Here is a 25,281-nt window from a genome sequence, read left to right on the forward strand (position 1 = left end):
ACATGCGCGTGCTGCTGGTGGAAGACGATGCCATGATCGGCGACAGCGTGAAGCTTGCGTTGCGCCAGGAAGGCTTTGCGGTGGACTGGGTGCAGGATGGCGAGGCGGGCCTTGCCGCGGGCACGCCAACGGGAGGCTCGGGCGGTGCCGACGAAGGCGCGTGCTATGACCTGATCCTGCTCGACCTCGGCTTGCCGCGCCGCTCGGGGCTTGACGTGCTGCGTGCCCTGCGCGCGCGCGGCGTGTCGACGCCGGTGCTGATCCTGACCGCACGTGACGCGATTGCCGATCGTGTGGCGGGACTCAATGCGGGCGCCGACGATTACCTCGTCAAGCCGTTCGACCTGCAGGAGCTGGCCGCGCGCATGCACGCGCTCGCGCGCCGCGCCGAAGGAAGGGCCGAGCCGATCCTCAGCTACGGTGCCATTTCGCTGAACCCGGCCACGCGCGAGGTCACCCTCAATGGCGAACCGGTGCACCTGTCCGCGCGTGAGTTCTCGCTGCTGTCGGCGCTGATGGCGCGCCCGGGCAAGGTCTGGTCGGTCGCGCAGTTGCAGGAACGACTGTACAGCTGGGACGACGAGGTGGGCAGCAATACGGTCGAGGTCTACATCCACGCGCTGCGCAAGAAGTTCGGCGCCGCGCTGATCCGCAATATCCGCGGCGTGGGCTATGTCATGCCCCGGCTCGAAGAGGGACCGGGCAACTGATGCGTTCGATCCAGCGAACCCTGCTGTGGTGGCTTGCGGCCGGGCTGATGGCGGGCATCGCCATCGCGACCGTGCTGATCTACGGCCAGGCGCGGCAAGAGGCCAACGCCTTGTTCGATTACCAGATGAAGCAGGTCGCGGCCGCGCTGCCTAGCCAGTTCGCCGATCCGGTGGCACCGCCGTTCCTGATGGAGGGCGGCCCAGGTGCTGACCTGCTCCATGCCGACGAGGACGTGGTCATCCATATCTGGGACGGCTCCGGCCGCAGCCTGTACTTGTCGCACGCGCATCCGGCGCTGCCGGCGCGCGCTGAGCTTGGGTTCTCCAACGTCACCACGGGCGAAGGCGAATGGCGTCTGTACAGCATGCAGCTCGGCCCCGCAGTCGTTCAGATCGCGCAGCCGATGAGCGCGCGACGCACGCTCGCGGCGCGCATGGCGCTGCGCACCGTGGCGCCATTGCTGCTTCTGCTGCCGCTGCTGGCGTGGCTGGTGTGGATGGCGGTGGGCCGTGGGCTGCGGCCGCTGCGCGAGATCGCCACCGAAGTCCGTGCGCGCGATGCGAACGCGCTCACGCCGCTGGCTGTGCGCCCGATGCCGGACGAGATCGCGCCGCTCAGCGACGCGCTCAACCAGCTGCTGGGGCGGCTGTCGCATGCGATCGATACCCAGCGCGCCTTCGTGGCCGATGCCGCGCACGCGCTGCGCACGCCGCTGACGGCGCTGCAGTTGCAGGCGCAACTGGTCGAGCGCGCCGAAGATCCGCAGGCGCGGCGCCAGGCAGTCAGCAACCTGCGCCAGGGGCTCGAGCGGCTGACCCATCTGGTGGCACAGCTGCTGACGCTCGCGCGCCAGGAGCCGGGAGCCGTGACGTTGCCGCAGGAGCCGGTGGACCTCCACGAGGTGGCATCCACCGTGGTGGCCGACATGGCGCAGGCTGCGCTGGATCGTGAAATCGACCTCGGCCTCGACGCTGACAGCGTGCCGGTTGCAAGCGTTCACGGCGATGCCGATGCGCTGCGCATCCTGCTGACCAACCTGATCGACAACGCGCTCGCCTACATCCCGCGCGGCAGCCGCGTGGACGTCCAGGTCAGGCAGGCGACGGGGGGCCGCGCGGTCGAGCTTGTGGTCAGCGACAACGGGCCGGGCATTCCCGCGGCGGAGCGGGGGCGCGTGTTCGACCGCTTCTACCGCCTGCCCGATGCGCCGACCGGCGGCAGCGGGCTGGGACTTGCCATCGTGGCCGAGATCGCGCAGTCGCATGGCGCGCGCGTGTCGCTGGAAGACGCGGGCCCGGGGTTGCGCGTGCGCGTGACGTTTCCCTCCGCTTGAGGGTGCGCGTCGCTCAGACAGGCGTCAGCAGCGACTCGCCGGCAAAGTGGCGGCGGGCGTTCTCCAGGAACTGATCGACCGACGCCTGGATCGCCTCCGGAGACCCTCCGGCCATATGCGGGGTCAGGACCACGTTCGGGCAGTCGAACCGCGCTCAAAGCGTGCGGCCAAAAGCGAAAAAGGAGCGCACATTCTATCGCCGCGGCGCGGCCTGCGCTGTCACGGACGCGTACGCAGAAACGGGTACGCTTTGGCTGTTCGCAGAAACGGGTACGTTCGCAGAAACGGGTACGCTTTTGCTCCGGCAGGACAGCGAGAGGCGATCTTCCAGTGTCCCAGGCCGGTCATCTGTGGCAGAAATCCGGACCGCTGAAGGCCCTGCGGCAGGCGCGCAGAAACGGGTACGCTTTTGCCGGCGCGTATCATCGTGCTCTCTTCTACTCGTCCCGGAATCCCCGCATGCGCGCGATCGGCAATTTCCTCTGGTTCATCCTTGGCGGTGTCTTCATGGGCCTGGCCTGGTGGCTGGCGGGGCTGCTGGCGTTTTGCTCGATCGTGGGTATCCCGTGGGGCAAGGCGTGCTTCGTGATCGGCAGCTTCACGTTCTTCCCGTTCGGCAAGCAGGCGATCAGCCGGCGCGAGCTGAACCAGCGCGACGACATCGGCACCGGTGCGCTCGGCATGGTCGGCAATGTGCTGTGGTTCGTCTTTGCCGGCATCTGGCTCGCGATCGGCCACGTGATGTCGGCCATCGCGTGCTTCGTGACCATCATCGGGATTCCGTTCGCGATCCAGCACCTGAAGCTGGCCGGTATCGCGCTGGCGCCGATCGGCCAGACGGTAGTGAGCAATGAGGTGGCGGAGGCCGCGCGGCGCGAAACGGCGCGTGGCGAGGTCAACAGCCTGAGGCGGTAGGGGCTAGGCGTCGTCGGACGGTTCTTCGCGGCTCGCATGGGCGACGAGCCGGTCCAGCAGGCTGGCGAGCAGCGCCTGCTCCTGTTCGCTCAGGCAGCCGAAGATCTCTTCATTGCGCCGGGCGATCAACGCGATGGCCTGCCGGTACAGCGGCTTGCCCTGCGGCGTCAGGGTGAGCACCACGCCGCGCCCGTCGGCTTTGCTTGCCGACTTGCTGACCAGCCCGCGATCCACCAGCGCTTGCGCCGAACGGCTGGCCTGCCCCTTGGTCAGGTTGGCCTTCTGCGCGAGCGCATTGACCGACAACGGCGCGAACGCGCCAATCGCGGCCAGGCAGCGGCCTTCGCTGAGCAGCAGGCCACATTGCTCGAGGTACGCGTAGGCGCTGTCCTTGTCGCTGAGCTTGTTGACCTGGTGCAGGCGGTAGGTCAGGAACTGGTCCAGGCGGGGCAGGGCTTTCATGTCGGATCCATCAGGGAACCGGAACTTTACACCCGTGCCTCGGCTGTTTCGATCAGGGCGAGCACGGGGGCCAGCGCGTCCTGTCGGCTCATCAGGCCGAGGCACACCATGGCCAGCAGCAGCGGCGTCTTGTCCCGGCCGACCCGGGCCATGGTTTCGCACAGGCGGGTGTAGGCGAGATCGAGTTCGTCAGCTTGCATGGCGGGCTCCGTCAGAAGGGGTTTGCAGGAAAGGGGCGAGGACGGTGCGGATCTGATCCGGTTGCGGCGTGCGCCAGCGCGCCAGGACATAGCCGTCCGGACGAATCACGTACAACGTGCCAGGCTGTGCGCCATAGCGCTGAAAGGCCTGCCCGTCGACATCGACCAGCATCCCTTCCCGAGCCGTACTGCCAGCGGGATTTATGGCGAGCAACTGCACGCCAGCGGCATGCGCCTGCGCCATGGCGGCGATGTCTCCCGGTACGCTATCGCCAAACCACAGCAGCGTGAAGCGATGGCCGAAGCTGGCGGTCAGGTGTCCGCGGTCCACGCGGGCTTCCGGCGCGGGCATGCCCGGCGCCGCAGCGGCGCACTCGCCGCCGAAGTCGGACGGACCATTCAGCGCCGAGTCCGCATACGCGATCGGCGCCGACTGACGCGGATTGATCAGCGAGCGTACGCCCGGTTCATCGAGCGCCAGGCGCAGCGTGGCCTGGCGCATCAGCTCGAAGGCGAAGTTCGGCGGTGCCATGAACTCCGTGCTCTTGGCACCGTACGCGATGTTCTGGCGCGTGGCGTGCACGCGCTCCGTGGAATAGCTGTCGAGCAGGCTGGCATCGGCGCGGCCCTGGAGGACCCACGCAAGCTTCCACGCCAGGTTGCCCGCATCATCAAGGCCGGAGTTGAGGCCGCGCACACCGAAGATCGGCACCAGGTGTGCCGCGTCGCCCGCAAACAGCACGCGCCCGTGCCGGTATGCATCGAGCGTCAGGCACTTGGCGTTGTAGATCGAGATCCACAGTGGTACCCACGGTTCGGTCTCGCCGATCATGTCGAGATGGCTCTGCACGCGGGGCAGCACGTTCTCTGGCTTGACGGCTTCGACCGGGTCCTCGTCGTCGCGGATCTGGTAGTCGATGCGCCAGACGTCGTCGGGCTGGCGGTGCATCAGAATGGTTGAGCCCGGGTTTGACGGCGGATCGAACCACGCCAGCCGCTCCACGTCGCGCTGCGTCTTCTGCACGATGTCGACGATCACATAGCGGCCTTCGTACTGCGTGCCTTCCATGCGCAGGCCGAGCTGTTCGCGCACGGTGCTGCGGCCGCCGTCGCAGGCGACGAGCCACTGGGCGCGGACCTCTTGCGTGCCCTGCGCGGTTTCGACGTTCACGCTGACGCCGTTCGCATCGTGGCGCACGGTGGTGACGCGCGCATTGAAGCGCACATCGGCAAGCGGCCCGCATGCAAGCGCGGCCTCGTGCGCGAACGCTTCCAGGTAGTACTGCTGGATGTTGACCATCGGCGCGAAGCGTTCGCCGGGTTCGCTCGGCATGCGGAAATGCAGCACCTCGGCATCGCGGTAGTAGCTGCGCCCGCCGACCCACGGCAGGCCCTTGTCGACCGTGGCCTGGTCCGCGCCAACCCAGCCGAGGATCTCCAGCGATCGGCGCGACATGCAGATCGCACGGCTGCCCGCGCAGTACCCGCCATCAGCTTCGATCACGAGCGAGGCGATGCCCTGGCGCGCGAGCAGGGCGCTCAGCGCCAGGCCGACCGGGCCACCACCGGCGATCAGCACAGGAACCTCGGACGGCCATGGCCGCGCGTCGGCGACGGGCGGCAAGGGTGGCGCAGCGGAGGCGGGGGCGGGGGCGGGGGCGGGGGCGGGGGCGGAACGATCTGTCATGGACAACCTCGGCAATGTAGTTGTGTGCGCAACTATATCGACATAATAGTTGCGCACGAAACTAGCGTAAACCCCGGCGTTCGATACTCTCGCCTATGCTTTGCAGGAAGCACTTCTCCGGCTCATTGTGTGTCTGCCATGCCATCCGTTCCGTCTGAAGCCGCACCTCGCCTGCACTGGCTGCCCGCGCCCGGGAGCTGGCAATACCACGTGCTGCTCGGCGCGGCGGGCATGCTGGTGCTCGGCCCGCTGGGCGGGATTGCCGCGGCGTACATGAACTTCTCGCTGGGCTTCTTCGTGGGCGGGCAGGTGCTGGCCGGCATACTCGGCTCGGTGGTGACCTGCGGCTACGGCGCGTCCGGCCGGCATGGCGCGAACTACATCCAGACCGCGGCCGCCTCGGTGGCCGGCATGGGCGGCATGGCGGTGGTGATCCAGGCGATGAGCTGGCTCGGGCTCGCGCAGCCGCCGCTTTGGCAACTCATGGGGTACATGCTGTGCATCGGCATGTATGGCGTCGGCGTCGGCATGCTGTACACGCCCCTGCTGGTCGACCGCATGCAGCTGACGTTTCCGTCGGGCCTGGCGGTCGCCAATATCCTGCGCGCGCTGACCGATCCACCGCTGCTACGCCGCGCGGTGTCGCGGTTGGGCGGCGGCATGGCGGTGGGGCTTGCAAGTGGATTGTGGCTGTCCCGTCTCGCGCCGCTGGCCGCGCTCGATATCTCGGCATCGACCTTCGGCGCGGGGATGATCGTCAGCGCGCGCATCGGCATTGCCGCGCTGACCGGCGGGCTCGCAGGCTGGGCGATGACGCCGTACTTCGTCTCGATCGGCTGGCTGGCGCCGGGCGACCCATACCGCAAGATCACGTTCCTGATCGCGCTCGGCATGATCGTGGGCGCCGCGGTGGTGGACGTTTCGCTGCTGGCGGCGCGCGCATGGCGGCAGTGGCGCGACCGTGCAGCGCCCGCGGTCGCGCGTGTCGACGGGCCTGGCATGCGCTGGGTCGTGGCATGGGTGCTCCTGTGGGGCGCGGCGGTGGTCGCGGCGGGGGTGGCCTGGTTCGGGCAGCCTCTCGGCTATCAGTTGATGGCGGTGCTGCTGGTAGTGGTGTTTGCGCTGGTCAACGGCATTTCGGTCGGCATGGTCGACCAGAACCCGATCTCGTCGGCGTTCGTGCTGTGCGTGATCCTGATGGCGGCAGCAGGGCTGCGTGCGCCGCACGTCGGCCTGATCGCCGCGACGGTGCTGCTGGTGTCCACCGCCGAGGCCTGCGACATGCAGCAGGACCGCTCGACGGGCTGGCGCCTTGGCAGCCGCCGCATGGTGCAGTTCGGCTATCAGGTGGCGGGGATCATCGTCGGGGCGCTGCTCGCAGTCGCCCTCGCGCGGCTGTTCATGCAGGCGTATCCGGTGCTGGCGCTGGACCAGACCACGCTCACGGCCGACCAGCAGCCAGCGCGCTGGACCTCGGCGATGACCTACAAGATCGTTGGCGTGCTGCGCGGACTGGCCGAGTCGCGCGGCTATCAGCATCTGGCCGTCATCATCGGCGTGGCGATTGGCCTGGTGACTGAAGTGCTGCGCAAGGCGCTGCGCGCGCATGACGGCTACGTGCGTTTTGCTCAATCCGGTCGAACTGGCAGGGCGCTGGATTTCGCGCTGGACGCCGTCTTGCTGCCTTCGCCGTATGCGTCGTCGTTCGGTGGCTTCGTCAATCTGCCCGCCGCGGCATGGATGGCGGCCGGCGGCATCGTGGCCGGCCTGACCGAGGGATTCGGCGCGCGTCGCCCAAGCCGTTCCCTGCCAGAGGACATGAGCACCCCATCGCTGATTGGCGGCGGCATGATCGCCGGCGACGCGCTGGCCGCGCTGGCCATCGGCATGGCAGGACTGTTGGCCGTCACACGCGGCTGACTGTCAAATTTTATTGACGCTTCTGTCCAATGTGGGATGGATTGTCAAATCAGATGGCGCGCGTACCATTGCGCCAAGACTGTCGAACTGGCTTGACTGGAGAAACGCCATGGCCCTTGACCAAGAATCCTTTGCCCTGCTGCGCGCGTCGGTGCAGCGTTTCATCGACGAACGCCTGAAGCCGGCCGAAGACACGCTCGAAGAGCTTGACGACGTGCCGGCCGACATCGTCGCCGACATGAAGGAAATGGGCCTGTTCGGCATCTCCATCCCCGAAAACTACGGCGGTATCGGCCTGTCGATGTCGCAGGAATGCGACGTGGTGTACGACCTCGGCCACACCGCATTCGCGTTCCGTTCGGTGTTCGGCACCAACGTCGGCATCGGTTCGCAGGGCATCCTGATGGATGGCACTGAAGAGCAGAAGCAGGCCTACCTGCCGAAGATCGCCAGCGGCGAGCTGATCATCTCGTTCGCGCTGACCGAGCCGAACGCCGGTTCCGACGCGGCTTCGCTGCAGACGAAGGCCGAACTCGATGGTGACCACTACGTCATCAACGGTACCAAGCGCTTCATCACCAATGCGCCGCGCGCGGGAGCCTTCACGCTGATGGCGCGCACGGGCGGGCCCGGTGCGTCGGGCATCTCGTCGTTCATCGTGCCGGCCGATACCCCGGGCATCTCGCTGGGCAAGCCGGACAAGAAGATGGGCCAGCGCGGCACCAAGACCTGCGACGTCGTGCTGGAGAACGCGCGCGTGCCGGCCGCCAATATCATCGGCGGCGTACCGGGCGTGGGGTTCAAGACCGCCATGAAAGTGCTCGACCGCGGCCGCCTGCACCTGTCGGCGCTGGCCTGCGGCATGGCGCATCGCCTGATTACCGATGCCGTGGCCTATGCCAAGGAGCGCAAACAGTTCGGCAAGCCGATCGGCGACTTCCAGCTGATTCAGGGCATGCTGGCCGACAGCCAGGCCGAGTTGTACGCGGGTCTGTCGATGATGCGCGACTGCGCGCAGCGCTATGACGCCAAGCCGGCCGGCAAGAGCGACCCTGAAGTCAGCATGCTGGCCTCGTGCACCAAGATGTTCTGTACCGAAATGGTGGGCCGCATTGCGGACCGCGCGGTGCAGATTCACGGCGGCGCCGGCTATATCGCCGAATACAAGGCAGAACGCTTCTACCGCGATGTGCGTCTGCTGCGCCTGTATGAAGGCACCACGCAGATCCAGCAGGTCATCATCGCCAAGCATCTGCTGCGCGACTGATGGCGGCCTCGGCAGCAGGGCGCGATAAGGGCAGTCTTCCGGAGAGCCGCGGCGTGCACCGCCTGCGTGCCGTGGTGGCTACCTACCGGCCGGAGTTCCCGGCCTACACGCTGGCCGTGTCGCCGGCCGAGTTGCTGGCGCTCAGCGCCATGCCAGGGGAACTGGCGGCAGCGCGTGATCCGCGCGCGCATGCTCACCTGGAACGCCTGCGTGAAGACGTACATGGCAGTGGCATCGCGTTGCCCGGTGCGATCGTGGTGGCCGTGAGTGGCGGGCACATGCATTGCGAATGCGACCACCTGTATGCGCTGGAAATGCGCCCGCAGGCCGGGGACCGGCTGATTGTGATCGATGGCTATGATCGCCTGCTGGCGCTCGCCCACAGCGAACGTCGCCACTGCCAGACGCTGGTGTCGGCGGTGTTGTGGCACACCGCCATGAAACCGGTGCCCGCCGCGTGTGGGGGGACCGCCCAAGAGGCGACCGCCAGCGCGATGGCGCAATCGGCGGCCGCGCGCTGGGCCAATGCCGCGCGCGTCTGGCACTGAGTATCCGGAAACACGTGAACGAAGCATGCCGCCGATTGGCGGCATGTTTGTTTTCGGGGGGAATTCGATTCTGTGAGTGGCGCCCTATTCGGCCTACTCGGCAGGCCAGACGCTGTCCACGTCTCGCAGCAGATGCCCCGCGAGGATGTAGTCGCCAAGCCGCGTGGCCTTGGCTTCCAGGTCGAGCAGTTCATGGTCCGTCAGCGTGCCCAGATCGAACTGGCAATACAGGTTGCGCTGCCTGAACGTGGTCTTGACCTTGGCCAGGCCTTCGATCAGCGCTTCGCGCGAGCGCACGGCGACGCTTTCCTGGCCGCGATACTGAACCTTGATCCCGCGCTTTTCCCCGAGCCTGCCGAGTTCGACGGCGTCCTGCCATCCGGTCTCGTAGTCCAGCTCCAGCGCCAGCACTCCTTCCGCAGCGAGAAGCCGGAGCGCTTCCGCCTTGCTGCCAGCCCGCACGATTGACATCCACACCTCTTGTCTCTACTTATACTGTACGAATATACAGTCAACACCAGGGCACGGCAAGGGGCGCGCCGTGGGATGGCGCCCGCGGAAGCCGGCGCGTTGGCTCATTCTGGGCCGCGTCCTTTTCGCTTGCATGACGCTTGCGTGACAATACTACGGACGCGCGGCGGGCGCTTCGCCGGATGCGGCCCCATCCATGGCCCCTGCCGCCGCCGCCGCGGCACTGAAATCGCCAGCATAGACCTGCGACAGCCCGCTCGGGATCACGTATCTGCGGATCGCCGCGTTGACCGCGTCGGGCGTGGCTGCACGCAGGCGCGCTTCGAGGTCCTCGGTATAGGCCATGGTGCGGCCCAGATAGAGCTGGTTGGCCAGCGCGCCCGCCAGTGCGCCGTCGCTGCTGCGGCTGACGATGCCCTGCTGCAGGATGCCGCTGACGGCTTCGGACAACTCCGCCTTGCTGACGCCTTCACGCACGAAGCGCTCGAGTTCGTCTGCGACGGCGCGCTGCACGCGTTCGAGGTTCTGCGGTGCATATTGCGCCTGCAGGCCGAAGCGGCCGGCGCGGTCGAGCGCGCCCACATTGACCCAGCTCGATGCGCCGTAGCTGAGCCCTTCCTTCTGGCGCAGCCGGTCAGCCAGGCGGCTGCGCAGCGAGCCGCCGCCGAACACGCGGTTGGCAATCAGCATCAGCGCGAAGTCGGGGGCGTCGTTGGTCAGGTCGATCGGCTCTGCGGCCAGGTAGACCGCATTGGCCTTGCCCGGCGTGGCCAGCGTGAAGTCCGCGGGCGTGATCGGCACGAAAGGCCTGTCCACGCGCGCGAAGGATTGCTGCGCGCGCCAGTCGCCAAACAGCTCGCCGGCCTGGGTGACAGCCGCATCGGCATCGAAGTCGCCGACGAGGCTCAGTTGCGCGTTTTCTGTACCGTAGAAACGTGCGTGGAAATCCCGCACCTGCGCGAGTGTGGCGGCCTGGAGTGCGGCGATGCTTTCATCAAACGTTTGCGCGTGGCGCGGGTCGCCGACCGGGTAGGGGTCGCCATGGCGGCCAAGCGCGTCGGAGGCCATCACGCCCGGCTGCCGCCGCACGCTTTCTATATCGGAGATGGTCGTGCTGCGCAGTGTTTCGAATTCCGCTTCGGGGAAGGTCGGCGCGCGCAGCACGTCACGCAACAGCGCGAGTAGCGCGGGCAGTTGCTCGCGCCGGGTCTCGAAGCTCACCGCGACGCGCTCCGAGCCGCCGGAAATCGATACCCGTGCGCGCAAGGCCTCGATGCGATCGGAAATCTGCATGCGATCCATGTTGCCGGCGCCGCGCCTGAGCATCGATGCGGCAAGACTGCCGACGGTCGTCAGGCCCTGCAGGCTTTGCACGTCGCCCATGCGCAAGATCAGCGTGCCGTTGACCACGCCGCCGCGCGTGGGCTTGGGCAGCAGCGCGAGCTTCATGCCATTGGCCAGCGTCTCGCGCCGCGTGTGCGCTTCGATATTGGCCGGGCTAGGATCAAATTCGGCGACTGCCGCCAGCGCCGGCTTGCCCTGGTAGCCACGCACGAGCTGCGCCACGTCCGGTGCCCTGGGGACCTGCGCGCGTTGCGGCTTGTCCTCGGGTACGAACAGTCCGACCGTGCGGTTCGACGCCTGGAAGTAGTTGAGCGCGACGCGCTGCACATCTTCGAGCGTCACGGTCTCGATGCGGTCGCGCGCAATCAGGAACAGGCGCCAGTCGCCCTTGGCAATGGCTTCCGACAGCGCAATGCCAAGCGCGCCGGGATCGTTCATGTAGTGCTCGTACGCATTGCGCATGCGCACGCGCGCGCGTTCTAGCTCTTCCTGTGTCACCGGCGCATCGGCGAAGCCTTCGACCTGCGTGATAAGCGCCGCGCGCGCGGGCGACATCGCCTGGTCCTTCGCGGTTTCGGCCATGAAGAGCAAGGTGCCGGGATCCTTCATTGCACTGAACGATGTGCCGACCGAGGTCGCCTTCTTCTGCTCCACCAGCGCCTTGTACAGCCGCCCGCCCGGCGTGTCGCCGAGGATGATCGTCAGCATCGCGAGCGCCGTGGTGTCCGGGTGCGCGCCCGGGCTGACGTGGTACTGCGCGGCTACGAGTCCACTGTCGCCGGGCCGCTTTACGACCAGTTCGCGCGCGCCTTCCTGCGGCGGCTCCACGGTGTGCTCGGGCGGCAGCACGCGCGTGGGACGTGCAATGGATCCAAAATAGTGCTCGATGCGTGCAAGCGTCCACGCCGGGTCGAACTTGCCGGCGATCACGAGCACCGCATTGTCGGGCTGGTAGTAGCGACGGTAGAACGCACGCAGGTTGTCGATGCTGACCTGCTCCACGTCGCTGCGCGCGCCGATGGGTGCCTTGCCGTAGTTGTGCCAGCGGTAGGAAGCGGCCATCATCTGCTGGATCAGCATGCGGCCGGGGCTGTTCTCGCCCATCTCCATCTCGTTGCGTACCACCGTCATCTCGCTGTCGAGATCGGCGCGCGAGACGAAGCTGTTGACCATGCGGTCGGCCTCCATGCGCAACGCCCAGTCGAGGTTGTCGTCGCTCGCGGTGAAGGTCTCGAAGTAGTTGGTGCGGTCCTGCGCCGTGGTGCCGTTGGACGACATGCCGCGTTGCGCGAACTCCGTCGGGATGGTCTTGCCCGGCAGCGTCGGCGTGCCCTTGAACAGCAGGTGTTCGAGCAGATGCGCCATGCCGGTTTCGCCGTAGTTCTCCTGGCGGCTGCCGACCAGGTAGGTCATGTTGACCGTGGTGGTGGGCTTGGCCGCGTCCGGCGCCAGCACGATACGTAACCCGTTGGGCAGCCGATACTCGGTGATGCCCTCGACAGAGGTGACCTGGACCGCGCTCGCCGCCGCCTGCGCCGTGCTGGCCGGCGCGGCGGAAGCGCCGCCTGGCAGCCCAAGCCACAACAGGCCCGTCATAGCGAGCGAGCAGGTCAGCGGAAGCGGTTTGGCAGGACGCATGGAATCTCCGGGAAACAACATCGCAGGCTGGTGATTCTAGCCGTAGTCCATTGCCGTAACTGTGCCCCATGGCACGGTCGAAGGCCACAGGGGAATGTCCGAATCCAGCGGGTGCCTGGGTGCCTGACGCGGTAGCATGCACGCATGGAACTCGATCCCGACACCTGCTACAAGGCCGTGGCCTCGCATGACCGGCGCTTCGATGGCCGCTTCTTCGTCGGCGTGTCGTCCACGGGCATCTACTGCCGGCCCGTGTGCGCGGTGCGTACCCCGAAGCGCGAGAACTGCACGTTCTACGAAAGCGCCGCGGCGGCGGAGAAACACGGCTTTCGCCCCTGCCTACGCTGCCGCCCGGAACTCGCGCCCGGCCATGGGCTGGCCGATATCTCGGGCCGCCTCGCGCAAGCTGCCGCAACGCTGATCGACGAAGGCTTCATGGCCGATGCCGGCGTGGCTGCGCTTGCCGCACGCATCGGCGTGACCGAACGCCATCTGCATCGACTGTTCACCGCGCAGTTTGGTGTCTCGGTGCTCGAGTACGTGCAGACGCAGCGCCTGCTGCTGGCCAAGCGGCTGCTGACCGATACCGCGCTGCCCGTCACCGAAGTGGCGCTGGCCGCTGGTTTTGGCAGCGTGCGGCGCTTCAACGACGTGCTGCGCACGCGCTATGGCCTCACGCCCATGGCATTGCGCAAGCGCGCGTCGGACGGCGTGGCTGACCGGCTGGTGTTCGAACTCGGCTACCGGCCGCCGCTCGCATGGGAGGCGCTGCTGGGCTTTCTGGCGGTGCGCGCGGTCGATGGCATCGAGCAAGTGCGCGATGGCGCGTATGCGCGCACGCTGTCGGTCGAGAGCGGCGGCACCACGCATCGCGGCTGGGTGCGCCTTGATCATGTGCCGGGGCGGCTCGTGTTGCGCGTCACATTGTCGGCGTCGCTCGCGCGCGTGATTCCGCAAGCGCTGGGCAAGGTGCGCCGGCTTTGCGACCTTGGCTGCCGGCCCGATATTGTCGACCGCCACCTTGGTGAGCTGGCCAGCGATGTGCCGGGCATGCGGCTGCCGGGCAGTGTCGACGGGTTCGAGATCGCCGTGCGCGCCGTGATCGGCCAGGTGATCTCGGTGGTGCAGGCGCGGCGCATCCTGGCGCGGCTCGGACAGACCGCAGGCGATGCCCTGCCGGCGCCCGCCATGCCGATCGACGGATGCGCGCCGCTGCAACATGGCTTTCCATCCGCCGCTGCGCTGGCAGCATTGCCGGATGCAGACATGGTTGCCGCCGGCGTGTCACCGGGCAAGCTGCGTACACTGCGCGCACTTGCGCAACGCGTTGCCAGCGGTGCGCTTCCGCTGGAGCAGCACATGCCGCCCGAGCAGACCGTGGCGGCGCTGTGCGAGATTGACGGGATCGGCGACTGGACTGCGCAGTACGTCGCGATGCGCGCATTGGGCTGGCCTGACGCGTTCCCGGGGACCGACTACGCGTTGCGCAAGGTACTCGGCGTGAACACCGTACGGGCCATGCAGGCGCGTACGGCGCAGTGGGCACCATGGCGCGCCTATGCGGCCATCCACTTGTGGCATCGCTATGAAGCGATGAAAACGCAAGGTGACGGCGCAGTGATACCTTTGCCCGACATAATTGCCAGCCATTCCGATATCGAGGTGACGACATGATCAGCTACCGCCAGATCGACAGCCCGCTCGGCGCCATGCTGTTGCGTGTGCAGGACAGCTTCCTGACGGGCGTTTATTTCGAGGGGCAGAAGTACTATCCGGCCGCGGCAGTGTCCAGCGTGGTGCCGGAAAGCGCCGCACGCATCTTCGACGAGACCGCCAGACAGATTGCCGCGTATTTCGATGGATTACTCGAAGCCTTCTCGGTGCCCATGCGCCTCGTTGGCACGGACTTCCAGAGGCGCGTGTGGGAGGCGCTGCGTGCGATCCCGTTCGGCGAGACGTTGTCCTATGGCGATCTCGCCGGACAGCTTGGGCTGCCGCCGGGGCACGCGCGCGCGGTCGGCGGCGCGGTGGGACGCAATCCCGTTTCGGTGATCGTGCCGTGCCATCGCGTGCTTGGCGCGGCCGGCGACCTGACCGGCTATGCCGGCGGCACCGATCGCAAGCGCGCGCTGCTCCGGCTCGAGGGCCACGCTGCCGCAGCGCGTCTGCCGATCATGCAGCAGTCCGCTCTCGCCTTCGTGTAGGTCCGGCGTGGCACGCCTGTTCATCGCCGTCGACGCGCCGCCTGAGATAGCGGCGCGGCTGGTGAAGAGCGTGCCGACAGCCAGCGGCATCCGCGCTGCACCGACCGGGCAGGTGCACCTGACCTTGCGCTTTCTCGGGGAGTGCGACGCGGAGCAGACCGAGCGCATCCGCGCCGCGCTCGACGCCGTCCGTGCGGCGGACTTCACGCTGAACGTGGCTGGCGTCGGCCGCTTTCGCGGCCGGCAGGGCAGCGTGCTGTGGGCAGGCATGGCGCCGTGCCCTGAGCTCGATGCGCTGTATGTGGCCATCACCGCCGCGCTGCAGTCCGTCGGTATCGCGCCGGAGCCGCGGCGGTTTCGCCCGCACCTGACTCTTGCGCGCTGTCGCCCCACGGCGCCGGAAGTGCTGCAACGCGAATGGCTGGCCAATCATCGCGACATGGCCGTGCCGCCGTGGCACGCGCGGCGCTTCGTGCTGTACGAAAGCCGCCTGGAGCGGCAAGGCGCGACGCATGCCGAGATCGGGTCGTGGCCGCTCATGGCACCGGATACTCCTCCTGCGACGGCGAGCGTACCCGTTTCTGCGTGACGCAGCGTGACAAAAACCGCGCGCCGCTGCGCGAAAGCGGCGTGAACGCTACCCCCCGAAAGTCTGTGCTCAAGTTTTGCCACAGATTGCCGAAGCCCATCCCATGAGTCTTGCCGTCGAGCGCAGCGTCCCCTTAATATGCGGCGCTCGGCCGCATGCCGTTTCTGCCGCGCCGCCCCCTGAACGTGAATGCGCGCGGTGCGCTGCCATCCTGATGTTGCCTGATTCCATGAGCCTCCAAGAATTTCCCGAGTCCACCCAAGCCGGCGACGGCCAGCGAGACGATATCGATGAGGGGCCAGGCGCTGCGCAGCCGGACGAGCGCTATCGGCTGACCCATACGTCGCAGATCGGCACGGTGCTGCGCGACCTGTCCTGGCAGAAGTGCCTGATCACCGTGCGCACGCGCACCGGCCATCAGTTCGTGACGTCGATCCTGCACATGGATCCGGTCAACCGGACGTTTATCTTCGACTGGTGCAACGCTGATGCCGAACGCCAGTCGCTGATGACGTCGGACGAGAACGCGTTTTCGGGTTTGCTGCGCGGCGTGCCGGTCAACTTCGTGGTCGGCCGTCCGGCGGCCACGCGCCACGACGACCGTCCGGCCTTTACCGCCGAGTTTCCCGAGAAGCTTTACCACTTCCAGCGCCGCCGGCATTTCCGCGCCCGCACGCTGGTGACCAAGGGCTACCGCTGCGAAGTCCGCAACCCGGACAACAGCGTGCTGTCGCTCGACATTGCCGACCTGTCGCTGTCCGGTGTCGGCCTGCGTTCGAAGACGGTTGGCGAAGACCGCCTGCCCGTGGGCACGATGGTGAGCCGCTGCCGCCTGGATTTCCGCGAGCTGGGCAAGCTCGACATCGATCTCCAGATCGTCGGCCACTGGCTGGTCGGCAACGACGACAGCGCGATCCACCACTATGGCTGCGCGTTCGTGAACCCGGACGGACGCATAGAGAATTTTCTGCAGCGCCTGGTGTTTGCGCTGGAACTCGCGCACCGCGGCTGAGGCCGCAAGCTGCCTCAGCGAACCGCGGCGCGGTCAGGACGTACGATCAGGACGTGATCAGGCGGCCAATGGCCGCGGCCGCTTCGCGCATCGGCGGCAGCAGGCGCGACACCATTTCCGCTTCCGTCACCTTGGCCGCACGCACGCTCACGCTGATGCCGGCCAGCACGATGCCCGCGGCCGAACGCACCGGCACCGCCATGGCGCGCAGGCCCGGTTCGAGTTCTTCATCGACGACCACGTAGTCGAGTTCGCGGGCGCGCTCGAAGCATGCTTCGAGTTCCTGGCGCGATACCTTGGTTTGTAGCGTGCGCGGCCGCAGGTCGGCATGCTCGAAGAAACCGTCGAGCACCGACGCCGGCTGGTGCGCCAGCAGCAGGCGCCCGTTCGACGTGCAATAGGCCGGTAGCCGGCTGCCCATGCCGAGCGAGTAATTGACCACGCGCTGCACTTCCGAACGCACGAGATAGAGGATGTCGGTGCCGTCCAGGATGGCCAGCGTGCAGGTCTCGTGGATGCGCGCGCTCAGGTTGTCCAGGATCGGCTGTGACAGCGAAACCATCGACGTCGACGAGAAATACGCGTGCCCGAGGTGCAGCACGCGCGGGCGCAGCGCGAACTGCCCGTCCTGCTGGCTGACGTAGCCGAGCTGCTCCAGCGTGTACAGGCAGCGGCGCACCGACGCGCGCGACAACTGCGTGCGCTGCGCCACTTGCGAGATCGTCAGCGGGCGCTTGCGCTCGGAAAACGCCTCCAGCACGGTCAGGCCGCGTGCCAGCGACAGCATGAAGTTCGGGTCGCCGGAGAAACTGCTGAGCAGATCAGACTGGGGATAGGCAACGCGGACGGTATCGGCCTGGGCCTGGCCGATACCAAGGGGGCGGGTGGTCTCCATCTTTGATTTGCTTTGTTCGATAATCGCGCAATCTTAAACGGAGTCGGCGCCGCGGGCCAGTGGTTTTGGAGCACTGGGGCAAAGACGCCCTGTACACCCGGTGTTTCAGCGCCGAAAGCGACTCTGCCAGCTTGGAGGTAAGGCCCATTCCCGGCAGTCCGCTCAGTCGGTCACCCGACCTGTTCGCGCAGCAGCGCGGCCATGCGTTGCGCCAGCGGCGACAGGTAGGCGCCGGCGCGCGTCACCACGCCGATGCGCCGCCGCAAGTCGAGTTCGTCCAGCCCCACGTCGAGCGGCTTCAGGCCCGGCAGCCCGGCCTCGGCGTGGCCGCTCGATACGCTCAGCATGGGCGTGCCACGGATCAGCCCAAAAAGCGATGCGGTGCCGAAGTCCACTTCCACCCGCATCGCCGGCGGCGGCAGCCCTTGCCGGCGGAAGGCCTCGTCGACCTGCTGGCGCAGCACGATATGGCCCTCCGGCAGCAGCCATTCCTGGCCGCACAGGTCGGCCAGGCGCAGGTTGCGCCGCTGCTGCAGCGGATGAGCTTCATCGGCCACCACCACGAGGCGGTCGTCGAACAGCTCTTCAATGGCCAGGATGTCGGTGGCCTGCCTCGGTACGGGCGCTACGGCAAGGTCCAGTTCGCCGGCCGTGAGCAGGTCCATCAGGTCGCGCGCCAGGCGGCGGCGCAGACGCAGACGGGCCACCGGGCGCTCCTTCAACAGCCTGCGGCAGGCGTCCAGCACGATCGAATTGGGCAGCGACGGCGAGTATCCGAGCCGCAGCACGCCCAACTCGCCGGTGCGGATCCCCTGCATCTCCTTGAGCGCATCCTCGTATTCGAGCTGGATGCGGCGCGCGCGCTCGATAAAGTGCCGACCCGCTTGCGTGGTGCTCATGCCATTGGCCGTGCGCTCGAACAGCGGCACGCCAACCTGCGCCTCGACGCGCTGCACCGCCTTGGTCAGCGCCGGCTGGGTGATGCCCAGCGACTCCGCCGCTCGGCCGATGCCGCAGCACCGCTCCACGGCCAGGATGTATTCGATATCCCGTGTCTCCATGCCAGCATTCCTGTTGGTTATGACTTTATAGCCAAGCCTGCATTGTGGTGATGTCGCTCATCTTACAGACTCCACCAGACATACAGCATGGAGACGCCGATGGGCTTTGCATATTTCCTGCGCCGCGCCGCGCGCTACTGGGGCGACCTGCCGGCCGTCCTCTATCGCGATCAGGTCCTGACCTACCGCGAGCTCGACGAGCGCTCGACGCGGCTCGCCAACGCGCTGCTCGCGATGGGGCTGCGCCAGGGCGACCGCGTGGCGGTGCAGTCGCGCAACCGGCCGGAACTGGTGGAAATCGAATGCGCGCTGTACAAGGCGGGCCTGGTCAAGGCGGCGCTCAACCCGCGCTTTACTGCGCCCGAGGCGTCCGACGTGGTGGAAAACTGCCAGCCGCGCGTGCTGATCGCCGGGCCGGGCTACGCCGGCTATTCGCCGGCCACGCGCGGCTTCGGGTCGGTGGAAACGTTCGTCTCTATCGGCAAGGATGCGCCCGGCTATGCAGCCTATGAAGCGCTCCTGGCTGAAGCCAGCACCGAATTGCCCGAGATCACCCCCGCGCCCGGCGATCTCGCCGTGCTGCATTTCTCGTCCGGCTCGACCGGCAAGATCAAGGCCGCCATGCAGAGCTACGGCAACCGCCTGGCAGCGCTGCGCAAGATGCTGATGGGCATGGACAGCCCGCCACGGCCCGGTGACCGGCTGGCGCTGATCGGGCCCGTCACGCACGCGTCCGGCATGCTGATGCAGCCTTACCTGTACTGCGGCGCCACGCTGGTGCTGTTCGAGAAATTCGAGCCGGCCGATTTCCTGGCCGAGGTGGCGCGCCTGCGCATCACGCACGTGTTCATGGTCCCGGCCATGATCAACATGCTGCTGGCCGAACCCTCGCTGGCCAGTGCGGACCTGAGCAGCCTGAGGACGCTCGCCTATGGCGCTGCGCCGATGGCGCCGGCACGCATCCGTGAAGCGTGGGAGCGCATCGGTCCCATCCTGTCGCAGGGCTACGGCGCGAGCGAGTCCACCTCGGGCGTCACGCGCCTGTCTACGGCCGATCATGCGCAAGCCATCGCCTCGTACCCCGAGCGGCTGGCCTCATGTGGCCGCGCGCTCGGCGAGACCGAGGTGCGCGTGGTCGATGAACAGGGCCGCGAGGTGGCCGTCGGCGAGATCGGCGAACTGGTGATCCGTGGCGAGGACGTGTTCCAGGGCTACTGGGGCGAGCCGGCGCTGACGCAGGAGGTGCTTGTCAATGGCTGGCTGCGCACCGGCGACATGGCGCGCGTCGACGCGCAGGGGTACCTGTACATGGTGGACCGCAAGAAGGACATGATCATTTCCGGCGGCTTCAACGTCTATCCGACCGAGGTCGAAGCCACGCTGTACCAGCACCCCGACGTGCTGGAGGCGTGCGTGATCAGCGTGCCCGACGAGACCTGGGGCGAAAGCGTCAAGGCTGTCGTCACGCTGCGCCCGGGCCGGCAGGCCAGCGCCCAGTCGCTGATCGCGCATTGCCGCGAACGGATTGCCGACTACAAGTCGCCGCGCTCGGTGGACTTCGTCGACGAACTGCCCAAGAACGCCAGCGGCAAGCTGGCCCGCAAGCTGGTGCGCGAGCCGTACTGGCAGGGCGCATCGCGCCGCGTGAATTGATAAAGCCGAGAAAGCCGAGGAAGCCACCATGTTCGAATACCTGACCAATCCGCTGTTGACCGAGACGCGTGCCGCCGTCCGGCGCTTTATCGACGAAGAACTGCGGCCGCTCGAACGCGAACTGGGCCTGGGCTCGGAAGACCCGTGGCCGGTCGAAACGCTGCGCAACGTGTGGCGCCGCTCCAGCGAGCTTGGCCTCTACGCCGCCTGCCTGCCGGTGGCGCTCGGCGGCAAGGGCCTGAATATTGCCGAGCAATGCGCGCTCAAGGCGGACCTTGCGGCGAGCGGCTGCGTGCTGGCGCCGCACGTGCTCGGCGACCTGGGGGGGCCGCCGCGCGTGGGCAATATGCTCAAGTACGCGACCCCGGAGCAGCTCGACCGCTACTTCCTGCCGGTGATCCGCGGCGAGAAGTCGACCTGCTTCGCGCTCACCGAGACGCATTCGGGCTCCGACGCCCAGAGCATTGCCACGACCGCAGTGGCCGATGGCGACACGCTCGTCGTCAACGGCAGCAAGCACTACATCAGCGGCGCGCCGTTCGCGAGCTTCGCCATCGTCATGTGCGTCACCGATGCGACCGTATCGCCGCCCGCGATCAGCGCCGTGCTGGTGGACCTGGACCTGCCGGGCGTGACCGTCACGCAGGCCTACGTGCCGATGTCGGGCCAGCATATCGATGCCGATATCGCTTTCGACAACGTGCGCGTGCCGCGCGCCAACATCCTCGGCGGCGAGGGCAATGGCTTCAAGCTGGGCATGTCGCGCATCAACGTCAACCGGCTGCTGCATTGCCCGTCCATGCTCGGACTTGCAACCAGCGCTTACCGGTCGTCGCTGGAATACGCGGGCAAGCGGCGCCAGTTCGGTGGCCCGATCGCGCGCTTCCAGGCCATCCAGCACATGCTGGCCGACATGGCAGCGGCGCTGTGGGCGTGCGAGAGCATGATCGCGCAGACGGCCGCGCTGGCCGACGCCGGCGCGGACCTGCGCATGAAGGCGGCGGCGTGCAAGCTGTTCGTTTCGGAGCGCTGCTTCGAGGTCGCGGACAAGGCCGTGCAGATCCACGGCAACGTGGGCGTCACGCGCGGCCATCCGGTGGAGCAGGCCTTCCGCAAACTGCGCATGTTCCGCGTGTTCACGGGCACCAGCGAGATCCAGCGCAATACCATCGCCAAGGCGATTCTCGAACCTGCGACGAAATAGCCGCCCGCCCACGGCACGGCAACGACATACCCAGACAATAGGCGGTGCAGGACACTGCCCGCCAGCCACGGAGACAACCATGAACCGCCGACAATGGCTTGCCACCACAGGTGCCGCCGCGGTCAGCGCAATGCTGGCCCCGGCGCGCGCCGCCGCACCGGCATCCGCCGCCTATCCTACCCGCCCGATCCGCCTGATCGTTCCGTTCGTGGCGGGCAGCTCGCCCGACAACTCGGCGCGGATGCTGTCGTCGGAGCTGGGCGCCCGGCTCGGACAGCCGCTGGTCGTGGAGAACATGCCCGGCGCGGGCGGCATCATCGGTGCCGGCGCGCTCAAGCGTGCGGCGCCCGACGGCTACACGCTGGGCCTGCTGGCCAATACGCACGTGATCAACGTGCACATGTACCGTAATGCGCCGTATGATGCGGCGCGCGACTTCACGCCGATCACCGCGATCTCGGGTGGCCCCACCGCACTGGTGGTGCCGGCCGATTCGCCGTACCGCACGGCCGGCGAACTGATCCAGGCGATGAAGAAGGCGCCTGGCAAGCTCAACTACGGCTCTGGCGGCAAGGGCAGCATCGCCCATCTGGCGGTCGAAGCGCTGCTGCACCAGACCGGCTGCGAAGCCGTCCACATCCCGTACAAGGGCGCGCCGGAAATCGTGTCCGCCATGCTGAGCCACCAGACCCAGTTCGGCATGCCAGTGCTCGCCACGGCCACGCAGTACGTGCGCAACGGACAGGTGCGCGCATTGGCGGTCTCGTCGTCATCGCGCTCGCCGTACTTCCCCGATGTGCCGACGCTCGCCGAGGTCTTGCCGCCGGGGTTTGTGATCGACAACTGGGGCGGCCTGTTCGCGCCCGCAAATTTCCCGCCGGCACTGACGCAGAGATTGTTTGCCGCCGTCACCGAAGTGCAGGCGAGCGGCCGCATGGACGCGCAGATCAAGGCCAATGCCGGTGAACTGCGGCGCAGTGCCTCCCCGGCCCAGTTCCGCGACATGGTCGCCGCCGATAACGCCCGCTACGGCGCGCTGATGCGTTCGATCGGCATGCTTGCCGATGTCGGCTAAATCTTGCGGAGCGTTGCGATGAAACCAGAGTGGTCCTGCCTCAGGGACGTGAAGATCATCGACGTCAGCCAGTTACTGCCTGGACCGCATGCCACCAGCCTGCTGATGCAGCTTGGCGCGGACGTGATCAAGGTGGAGCAGCCGGGCACGGGCGACACCTCGCGCCAGCTGGGCAAGGCGGTATTTGCGCAGTTCAATCGTGGCAAGCAGTCCGTGGCGCTCGACCTGAAGTCGGCGCACGGCCGCGAGGCCTTCCTTGCGCTGGTGCGCGATGCGGATGCGGTGGTGGAAGGTTTCCGCCCGGGCGTGATGCGGCGGCTTGGACTCGACTACGAGGCGCTGGCCGCGGTCAACCCGGCCATCGTGCTGTGCTCGGTCTCCGGCTTCGGGCAGGAAGGTCCGTACGCGGACCATGCCGGCCATGACCTCAACTACCTGGCGCTCGCCGGCTACTGGTCGGTGCCGGTGCAGGTGCACGACAAGGTATCGCGGCCGCGTGCGCGTATCTCGGACTACGCGGCATCGGGCTATGCGGCACTGTCGCTGGCGGTGGCCATCATGAGCGCGCGTGAGAACGGCCACGGCCAGCATCTCGACGTATCGATCCACGATGCGATCCTGTCGTGGACCGCGCACGGCGCATGGGCCGCGCGCGGCTACGAAGAGAGGCCTGCCGATGCGCCAATGGTGATGCCGGACAACGACCTGTTCGAAACGCGCGATGGCCGCCACCTCGCGCTTGGCATCCTGGAAAACAAGTTCTGGGGGAACCTGGGCGAAGCCCTTGGCGAGACCTTCCCCGCATTGCGCGATCCGCGCTTTGCACAACGGCCGGGCCGGCAGCAGCACAAGGCCGAAGTGCATGGCCTGTTGCAGGAGATTTTCAGGTCGCGCACGCTCGCCGAGTGGACGGACACGTTTGCCGCGGTCGATGTGCCGTTCTCGCCTGCGCTCGGCGCACGCGAGCTGTTTGACGATCCGCACATCAAGGCACGCGGCACAGTTCGTCATCTGCCTGATGAGGACGCGATCGCGCTGCGGTTTCCGGTGAAGTTCTCGCTGGGTCTGCCGGATGGTGATGACACGGTGCCGCCGCTGGGTGGCGCTGGCGGCTGACGACCGGCGACGCTGATCGAGCTGACCACGCGGAGGCCTCGTCAGCGTCGTCAGAGCTTCTGCTGCGCCGCGAGCGCGAGAATCTTCGCCCACCGCCGCGCATGCGTGCGTGTGGGCATGGGGATCTGCCAGAGCGGCCGGGCATTGTGCTCGAGCCGCAGGGCCAACGCCCACGTGCCCGCATCGGTGACCGGCTCGGCGCCCGCGATGTCGGCGAAGATGAAGCGTGATTGCACGTCGCCAAGCACTACCGTGCCGAGCTTGCGGTCCGCGTCGATGCGCAGGCTGCCCCACGTGCCGCCGACAGACAGGATGCGTTCGCCCTGCCTGCGTACACCGTGGATGGCGCGCCAGCGCCGCACGCCATCGGCAATCAAAGCGGCCAGCAGCGCGATGGCAAGCGCGACAGCGCCGCCACCGGCAGGGGTGCCGGCTGCGTCGGCGACGGCATGGTAGAGACGGACCAGCCCGTAGATCAGGGCCCCGATCAGGGCCAGGCCAAGCAGGATAAAGGGCACGTACGGCTCCGGCGCGTACCGGGCAGGCTGCCCGGCGTTCAAAGCCGCGATTTTACCGGCGCCCCGGTGAAGGGCGCCGGCATGCGACTACGAGAGCCGCCGGCCCAGCGTCTCCGGCACCATCCGCAGCCCGATCAGCGACACCAGCCCGCAGCCGATCAGGTAGAACGCCGGCGCATTGGGGCTGCCCGTCACGTGGATCAGCACGGTCGAGAACAGCTGTGCAAAGCCGCCGAACACCGCGATGGCCACGTAGTAGGTCACCGCCATGCCGGTCGCGCGCAGGCGCTGGGGCAGCACCTCGCTGACCAGCACCAGCGTGGCGGGCGACGTCATCGCCATCGGGATGGCCAGGCACCCGACCACTACCAGCAGGCAAGTCAGCGACGGGAAGGTGTTGATCAGCACGAAGGCCGGATAGGCCATCACCAGCAGCGCGATGCGCGACCACCACACCATGGTGCGGCGCCCGACCCGGTCGCTCAGCAAGCCTGCAATGGGCCCGAAGATCACCATCATGCCTGCCGCGACAAAGCCGGCCCACACCGCGTCGCCGCGCGGGATGTTGAGCTGGAACGAAGCGTAGTTGGGCAGGTAGTACGCAATCAGGTGCACGGCGGCAGCCAGGCCGGTCATCAGCAGCACGCTGGCCACGAGTTCGCGCCAGTGCGCGCGCATCAGCTGCCAGCCGCCGGCCGCGGCCTTCTTGCGAGCCGGGGCCTCCAGCGTTTCTTCCAGCCGGCGGCGGATGACCTGGCCGACAGGAATGACGAGGATGCCGATCAGGAAGGCCACGCGCCAGCCCCAGTGTTCCAGGGCGTCCGGACTCAGCGTATGGCTGAGCGCGAGCGCAACCAGCGCGGCGAAGACCGCGGCAATGCCCTGGCTGGCGGTCTGCCAGCTGGTGTAGAAGCCGCGCGAACGTTCGTCCGCATACTCCATCAGCATTGCGGTGGCGGAGCCCATTTCTCCGCCGATCGCGAAGCCCTGGACGAGGCGCGCGACGATCATCAGGATCGGCGCCATGATGCCGAACTGCGCATAGGGCGGCGTCACGACAAGGATCAGCGCGCTGAGCCCCATCAGCCACATCGACAGCAGCACCGCCGGCTTGCGGCCATAGCGGTCGGCGTAGGCGCCGATCACGAGGCCGCCGAGCGGGCGCATCAGGTAGCCCGCGCCAAACGTGCCGAAGGACAGCAGCAGCTGGCCCAGCGGATTGCCCACCGGAAAGTAGAGCGGAATGATCAGCGTGGCAAAGAAGTTGTACACGCCGGAGTCATACAGTTCCAGCGCGCCGCCGATGGTGATCGCCGTGATGGCCGACGCCTTCGACATCGGTTTCTTCTGGTCCGGGTGGTCCGCTTGCTGGCCGGATACCGGCGGGTGCGCGGGCGCCACCATGGTGGTCGGGTCGAGAGGCATTGCAAGTCTCCTGGGCGCGGCAGACCGGTTATC

At 67.4% G+C, this 25,281-nt stretch carries 23 protein-coding genes and 1 pseudogene; 14 read left to right on the forward strand and 10 right to left on the reverse strand.

All coding sequences use genetic code 11. The features are described 5' to 3' along the window. The first annotated feature begins 2 nt into the window (after nucleotides 1-2). A complete protein-coding gene (locus ACIGJG_RS22245) occupies nucleotides 3-710 on the forward strand; it encodes a response regulator (protein WP_011301435.1) in 708 nt (235 codons plus the stop codon). Next, nucleotides 710-2,044 (forward strand): sensor histidine kinase, encoded by a 1,335-nt coding sequence (locus ACIGJG_RS22250; protein ID WP_140949805.1) that lies wholly within the window; start codon nucleotides 710-712, stop codon nucleotides 2,042-2,044. Before ACIGJG_RS22245 ends, ACIGJG_RS22250 begins: the two co-directional genes overlap by 1 nt. Before the next feature lie 13 nt (nucleotides 2,045-2,057). On the opposite strand, the pseudogene ACIGJG_RS22255 reads toward ACIGJG_RS22250, so the two are convergent. Then, nucleotides 2,058-2,192: pseudogene (locus ACIGJG_RS22255) on the reverse strand (2-hydroxyacid dehydrogenase); the annotation flags it as partial. Between the two features lie 311 nt (nucleotides 2,193-2,503). Between ACIGJG_RS22255 and ACIGJG_RS22260 the strand changes: the two are divergent. After that, nucleotides 2,504-2,959 carry a YccF domain-containing protein gene (locus tag ACIGJG_RS22260; RefSeq protein WP_011301433.1) on the forward strand — a complete coding sequence of 152 codons (456 nt, stop codon included), beginning with the start codon at nucleotides 2,504-2,506 and terminating at the stop codon, nucleotides 2,957-2,959. Between the two features lie 3 nt (nucleotides 2,960-2,962). Here the strand turns inward: ACIGJG_RS22260 and ACIGJG_RS22265 are convergent, their stop codons facing one another. From ACIGJG_RS22265 to ACIGJG_RS22275, 3 genes are read right to left on the reverse strand one after another with little or no spacing between them, the layout of a single operon-like run. After that, nucleotides 2,963-3,421 (reverse strand): MarR family winged helix-turn-helix transcriptional regulator, encoded by a 459-nt coding sequence (locus ACIGJG_RS22265; RefSeq protein ID WP_011301432.1) that lies wholly within the window; start codon nucleotides 3,419-3,421, stop codon nucleotides 2,963-2,965. 26 nt (nucleotides 3,422-3,447) lie between these two features. Continuing rightward, entirely contained in the window at nucleotides 3,448-3,621 is a 174-nt protein-coding gene (locus tag ACIGJG_RS22270; RefSeq protein ID WP_166487106.1) for a hypothetical protein, read from the reverse strand. Beyond that, nucleotides 3,611-5,308, reverse strand: coding sequence for an FAD-dependent oxidoreductase (locus tag ACIGJG_RS22275; RefSeq protein WP_483673935.1), 1,698 nt, complete (start codon nucleotides 5,306-5,308; stop codon nucleotides 3,611-3,613). The genes ACIGJG_RS22270 and ACIGJG_RS22275 overlap by 11 nt, the downstream gene beginning before the upstream one ends. A gap of 138 nt (nucleotides 5,309-5,446) precedes the next feature. Here ACIGJG_RS22275 and ACIGJG_RS22280 point away from each other — a divergent pair, with 138 nt between their 5' ends. From ACIGJG_RS22280 to ACIGJG_RS22290, 3 genes are all read left to right on the forward strand, one after another. Next, entirely contained in the window at nucleotides 5,447-7,228 is a 1,782-nt protein-coding gene (locus tag ACIGJG_RS22280; RefSeq protein ID WP_011301430.1) for an OPT/YSL family transporter, read from the forward strand. 109 nt (nucleotides 7,229-7,337) lie between these two features. Continuing rightward, nucleotides 7,338-8,495, forward strand: coding sequence for an acyl-CoA dehydrogenase family protein (locus ACIGJG_RS22285; protein ID WP_011301429.1), 1,158 nt, complete (start codon nucleotides 7,338-7,340; stop codon nucleotides 8,493-8,495). Continuing rightward, nucleotides 8,495-9,043 (forward strand): hypothetical protein, encoded by a 549-nt coding sequence (locus ACIGJG_RS22290; RefSeq protein WP_483673936.1) that lies wholly within the window; start codon nucleotides 8,495-8,497, stop codon nucleotides 9,041-9,043. The genes ACIGJG_RS22285 and ACIGJG_RS22290 overlap by 1 nt, the downstream gene beginning before the upstream one ends. 93 nt (nucleotides 9,044-9,136) lie before the next feature. Here ACIGJG_RS22290 and ACIGJG_RS22295 read toward each other — a convergent pair whose 3' ends face one another. Next, nucleotides 9,137-9,514 (reverse strand): hypothetical protein, encoded by a 378-nt coding sequence (locus ACIGJG_RS22295; RefSeq protein ID WP_041680317.1) that lies wholly within the window; start codon nucleotides 9,512-9,514, stop codon nucleotides 9,137-9,139. Between the two features lie 153 nt (nucleotides 9,515-9,667). Next, the gene (locus ACIGJG_RS22300) at nucleotides 9,668-12,496 is read right to left on the reverse strand and encodes a M16 family metallopeptidase (protein ID WP_483673937.1); all 2,829 of its coding nucleotides are present in this window, start codon (nucleotides 12,494-12,496) and stop codon (nucleotides 9,668-9,670) included. A gap of 144 nt (nucleotides 12,497-12,640) precedes the next feature. Between ACIGJG_RS22300 and ACIGJG_RS22305 the strand changes: the two genes are divergently transcribed. The 4 genes from ACIGJG_RS22305 to ACIGJG_RS22320 all read left to right on the forward strand — a co-directional run bounded on the left by ACIGJG_RS22305 (nucleotide 12,641) and on the right by ACIGJG_RS22320 (nucleotide 16,301). Then, nucleotides 12,641-14,170, forward strand: a complete 1,530-nt coding sequence (locus ACIGJG_RS22305) for a DNA-3-methyladenine glycosylase 2 family protein (protein WP_011301425.1) — start codon at nucleotides 12,641-12,643, stop codon at nucleotides 14,168-14,170. Then, entirely contained in the window at nucleotides 14,167-14,700 is a 534-nt protein-coding gene (locus ACIGJG_RS22310; protein ID WP_011301424.1) for a methylated-DNA--[protein]-cysteine S-methyltransferase, read from the forward strand. Before ACIGJG_RS22305 ends, ACIGJG_RS22310 begins: the two co-directional genes overlap by 4 nt. A 7-nt stretch (nucleotides 14,701-14,707) precedes the next feature. Beyond that, nucleotides 14,708-15,289, forward strand: coding sequence for an RNA 2',3'-cyclic phosphodiesterase (thpR, locus tag ACIGJG_RS22315; protein WP_011301423.1), 582 nt, complete (start codon nucleotides 14,708-14,710; stop codon nucleotides 15,287-15,289). A gap of 229 nt (nucleotides 15,290-15,518) precedes the next feature. Beyond that, the gene (locus ACIGJG_RS22320) at nucleotides 15,519-16,301 is read left to right on the forward strand and encodes a flagellar brake protein (protein WP_041680621.1); all 783 of its coding nucleotides are present in this window, start codon (nucleotides 15,519-15,521) and stop codon (nucleotides 16,299-16,301) included. A gap of 46 nt (nucleotides 16,302-16,347) precedes the next feature. On the opposite strand, the gene ACIGJG_RS22325 is transcribed toward ACIGJG_RS22320, so the two are convergent. Together ACIGJG_RS22325 and ACIGJG_RS22330 are read right to left on the reverse strand one after the other, a co-directional pair. After that, entirely contained in the window at nucleotides 16,348-17,196 is an 849-nt protein-coding gene (locus tag ACIGJG_RS22325) for an IclR family transcriptional regulator domain-containing protein (RefSeq protein WP_011301421.1), read from the reverse strand. Nucleotides 17,197-17,366: 170 nt separating this feature from the next. Next, nucleotides 17,367-18,257, reverse strand: a complete 891-nt coding sequence (locus ACIGJG_RS22330) for a LysR family transcriptional regulator (RefSeq protein ID WP_011301420.1) — start codon at nucleotides 18,255-18,257, stop codon at nucleotides 17,367-17,369. 99 nt (nucleotides 18,258-18,356) lie between these two features. Between ACIGJG_RS22330 and ACIGJG_RS22335 the strand changes: the two genes are divergently transcribed. The 4 genes from ACIGJG_RS22335 to ACIGJG_RS22350 all read left to right on the forward strand — a co-directional run bounded on the left by ACIGJG_RS22335 (nucleotide 18,357) and on the right by ACIGJG_RS22350 (nucleotide 23,305). After that, nucleotides 18,357-19,910 carry an acyl-CoA synthetase gene (locus ACIGJG_RS22335; protein ID WP_483673938.1) on the forward strand — a complete coding sequence of 518 codons (1,554 nt, stop codon included), beginning with the start codon at nucleotides 18,357-18,359 and terminating at the stop codon, nucleotides 19,908-19,910. A gap of 28 nt (nucleotides 19,911-19,938) precedes the next feature. Next, nucleotides 19,939-21,114, forward strand: coding sequence for an acyl-CoA dehydrogenase family protein (locus tag ACIGJG_RS22340; RefSeq protein ID WP_011301418.1), 1,176 nt, complete (start codon nucleotides 19,939-19,941; stop codon nucleotides 21,112-21,114). Nucleotides 21,115-21,193: 79 nt separating this feature from the next. After that, nucleotides 21,194-22,189, forward strand: coding sequence for a tripartite tricarboxylate transporter substrate-binding protein (locus ACIGJG_RS22345; RefSeq protein ID WP_011301417.1), 996 nt, complete (start codon nucleotides 21,194-21,196; stop codon nucleotides 22,187-22,189). 18 nt (nucleotides 22,190-22,207) lie between these two features. Next, nucleotides 22,208-23,305 (forward strand): CaiB/BaiF CoA transferase family protein, encoded by a 1,098-nt coding sequence (locus tag ACIGJG_RS22350; RefSeq protein ID WP_483673939.1) that lies wholly within the window; start codon nucleotides 22,208-22,210, stop codon nucleotides 23,303-23,305. A 50-nt stretch (nucleotides 23,306-23,355) separates the two neighbouring features. Here the strand turns inward: ACIGJG_RS22350 and ACIGJG_RS22355 are convergent, their stop codons facing one another. Next, on the reverse strand, nucleotides 23,356-23,823 hold the full coding sequence (locus ACIGJG_RS22355) for a hypothetical protein (RefSeq protein WP_140950692.1): 468 nt from the start codon (nucleotides 23,821-23,823) through the stop codon (nucleotides 23,356-23,358). Nucleotides 23,824-23,910: 87 nt separating this feature from the next. Next, nucleotides 23,911-25,248, reverse strand: coding sequence for an MFS transporter (locus ACIGJG_RS22360; protein WP_011301414.1), 1,338 nt, complete (start codon nucleotides 25,246-25,248; stop codon nucleotides 23,911-23,913). Between the last annotated feature and the right edge of the window lie 33 nt (nucleotides 25,249-25,281).

The sequence above is a fragment of the Cupriavidus sp. C1SS-2L genome (assembly GCF_057073735.1).

Coding starts and splice junctions, on each gene's coding strand:
- ACIGJG_RS22340 (WP_011301418.1), top strand. CDS start 19,939: ATGTTCGAATACCTGACCAATCCGCTGTTGACCGAGACGCGTGCCGCC.
- ACIGJG_RS22350 (WP_483673939.1), top strand. CDS start 22,208: ATGAAACCAGAGTGGTCCTGCCTCAGGGACGTGAAGATCATCGACGTC.
- ACIGJG_RS22245 (WP_011301435.1), top strand. CDS start 3: ATGCGCGTGCTGCTGGTGGAAGACGATGCCATGATCGGCGACAGCGTG.
- ACIGJG_RS22275 (WP_483673935.1), bottom strand. CDS start 5,308: ATGACAGATCGTTCCGCCCCCGCCCCCGCCCCCGCCCCCGCCCCCGCC.
- ACIGJG_RS22250 (WP_140949805.1), top strand. CDS start 710: ATGCGTTCGATCCAGCGAACCCTGCTGTGGTGGCTTGCGGCCGGGCTG.
- ACIGJG_RS22285 (WP_011301429.1), top strand. CDS start 7,338: ATGGCCCTTGACCAAGAATCCTTTGCCCTGCTGCGCGCGTCGGTGCAG.
- ACIGJG_RS22260 (WP_011301433.1), top strand. CDS start 2,504: ATGCGCGCGATCGGCAATTTCCTCTGGTTCATCCTTGGCGGTGTCTTC.
- ACIGJG_RS22335 (WP_483673938.1), top strand. CDS start 18,357: ATGGGCTTTGCATATTTCCTGCGCCGCGCCGCGCGCTACTGGGGCGAC.
- ACIGJG_RS22345 (WP_011301417.1), top strand. CDS start 21,194: ATGAACCGCCGACAATGGCTTGCCACCACAGGTGCCGCCGCGGTCAGC.
- ACIGJG_RS22360 (WP_011301414.1), bottom strand. CDS start 25,248: ATGCCTCTCGACCCGACCACCATGGTGGCGCCCGCGCACCCGCCGGTA.
- ACIGJG_RS22280 (WP_011301430.1), top strand. CDS start 5,447: ATGCCATCCGTTCCGTCTGAAGCCGCACCTCGCCTGCACTGGCTGCCC.
- ACIGJG_RS22265 (WP_011301432.1), bottom strand. CDS start 3,421: ATGAAAGCCCTGCCCCGCCTGGACCAGTTCCTGACCTACCGCCTGCAC.
- ACIGJG_RS22300 (WP_483673937.1), bottom strand. CDS start 12,496: ATGCGTCCTGCCAAACCGCTTCCGCTGACCTGCTCGCTCGCTATGACG.
- ACIGJG_RS22325 (WP_011301421.1), bottom strand. CDS start 17,196: ATGGAGACCACCCGCCCCCTTGGTATCGGCCAGGCCCAGGCCGATACC.
- ACIGJG_RS22270 (WP_166487106.1), bottom strand. CDS start 3,621: ATGCAAGCTGACGAACTCGATCTCGCCTACACCCGCCTGTGCGAAACC.
- ACIGJG_RS22330 (WP_011301420.1), bottom strand. CDS start 18,257: ATGGAGACACGGGATATCGAATACATCCTGGCCGTGGAGCGGTGCTGC.
- ACIGJG_RS22290 (WP_483673936.1), top strand. CDS start 8,495: ATGGCGGCCTCGGCAGCAGGGCGCGATAAGGGCAGTCTTCCGGAGAGC.
- ACIGJG_RS22305 (WP_011301425.1), top strand. CDS start 12,641: ATGGAACTCGATCCCGACACCTGCTACAAGGCCGTGGCCTCGCATGAC.
- ACIGJG_RS22320 (WP_041680621.1), top strand. CDS start 15,519: ATGAGCCTCCAAGAATTTCCCGAGTCCACCCAAGCCGGCGACGGCCAG.
- ACIGJG_RS22310 (WP_011301424.1), top strand. CDS start 14,167: ATGATCAGCTACCGCCAGATCGACAGCCCGCTCGGCGCCATGCTGTTG.
- ACIGJG_RS22295 (WP_041680317.1), bottom strand. CDS start 9,514: ATGTCAATCGTGCGGGCTGGCAGCAAGGCGGAAGCGCTCCGGCTTCTC.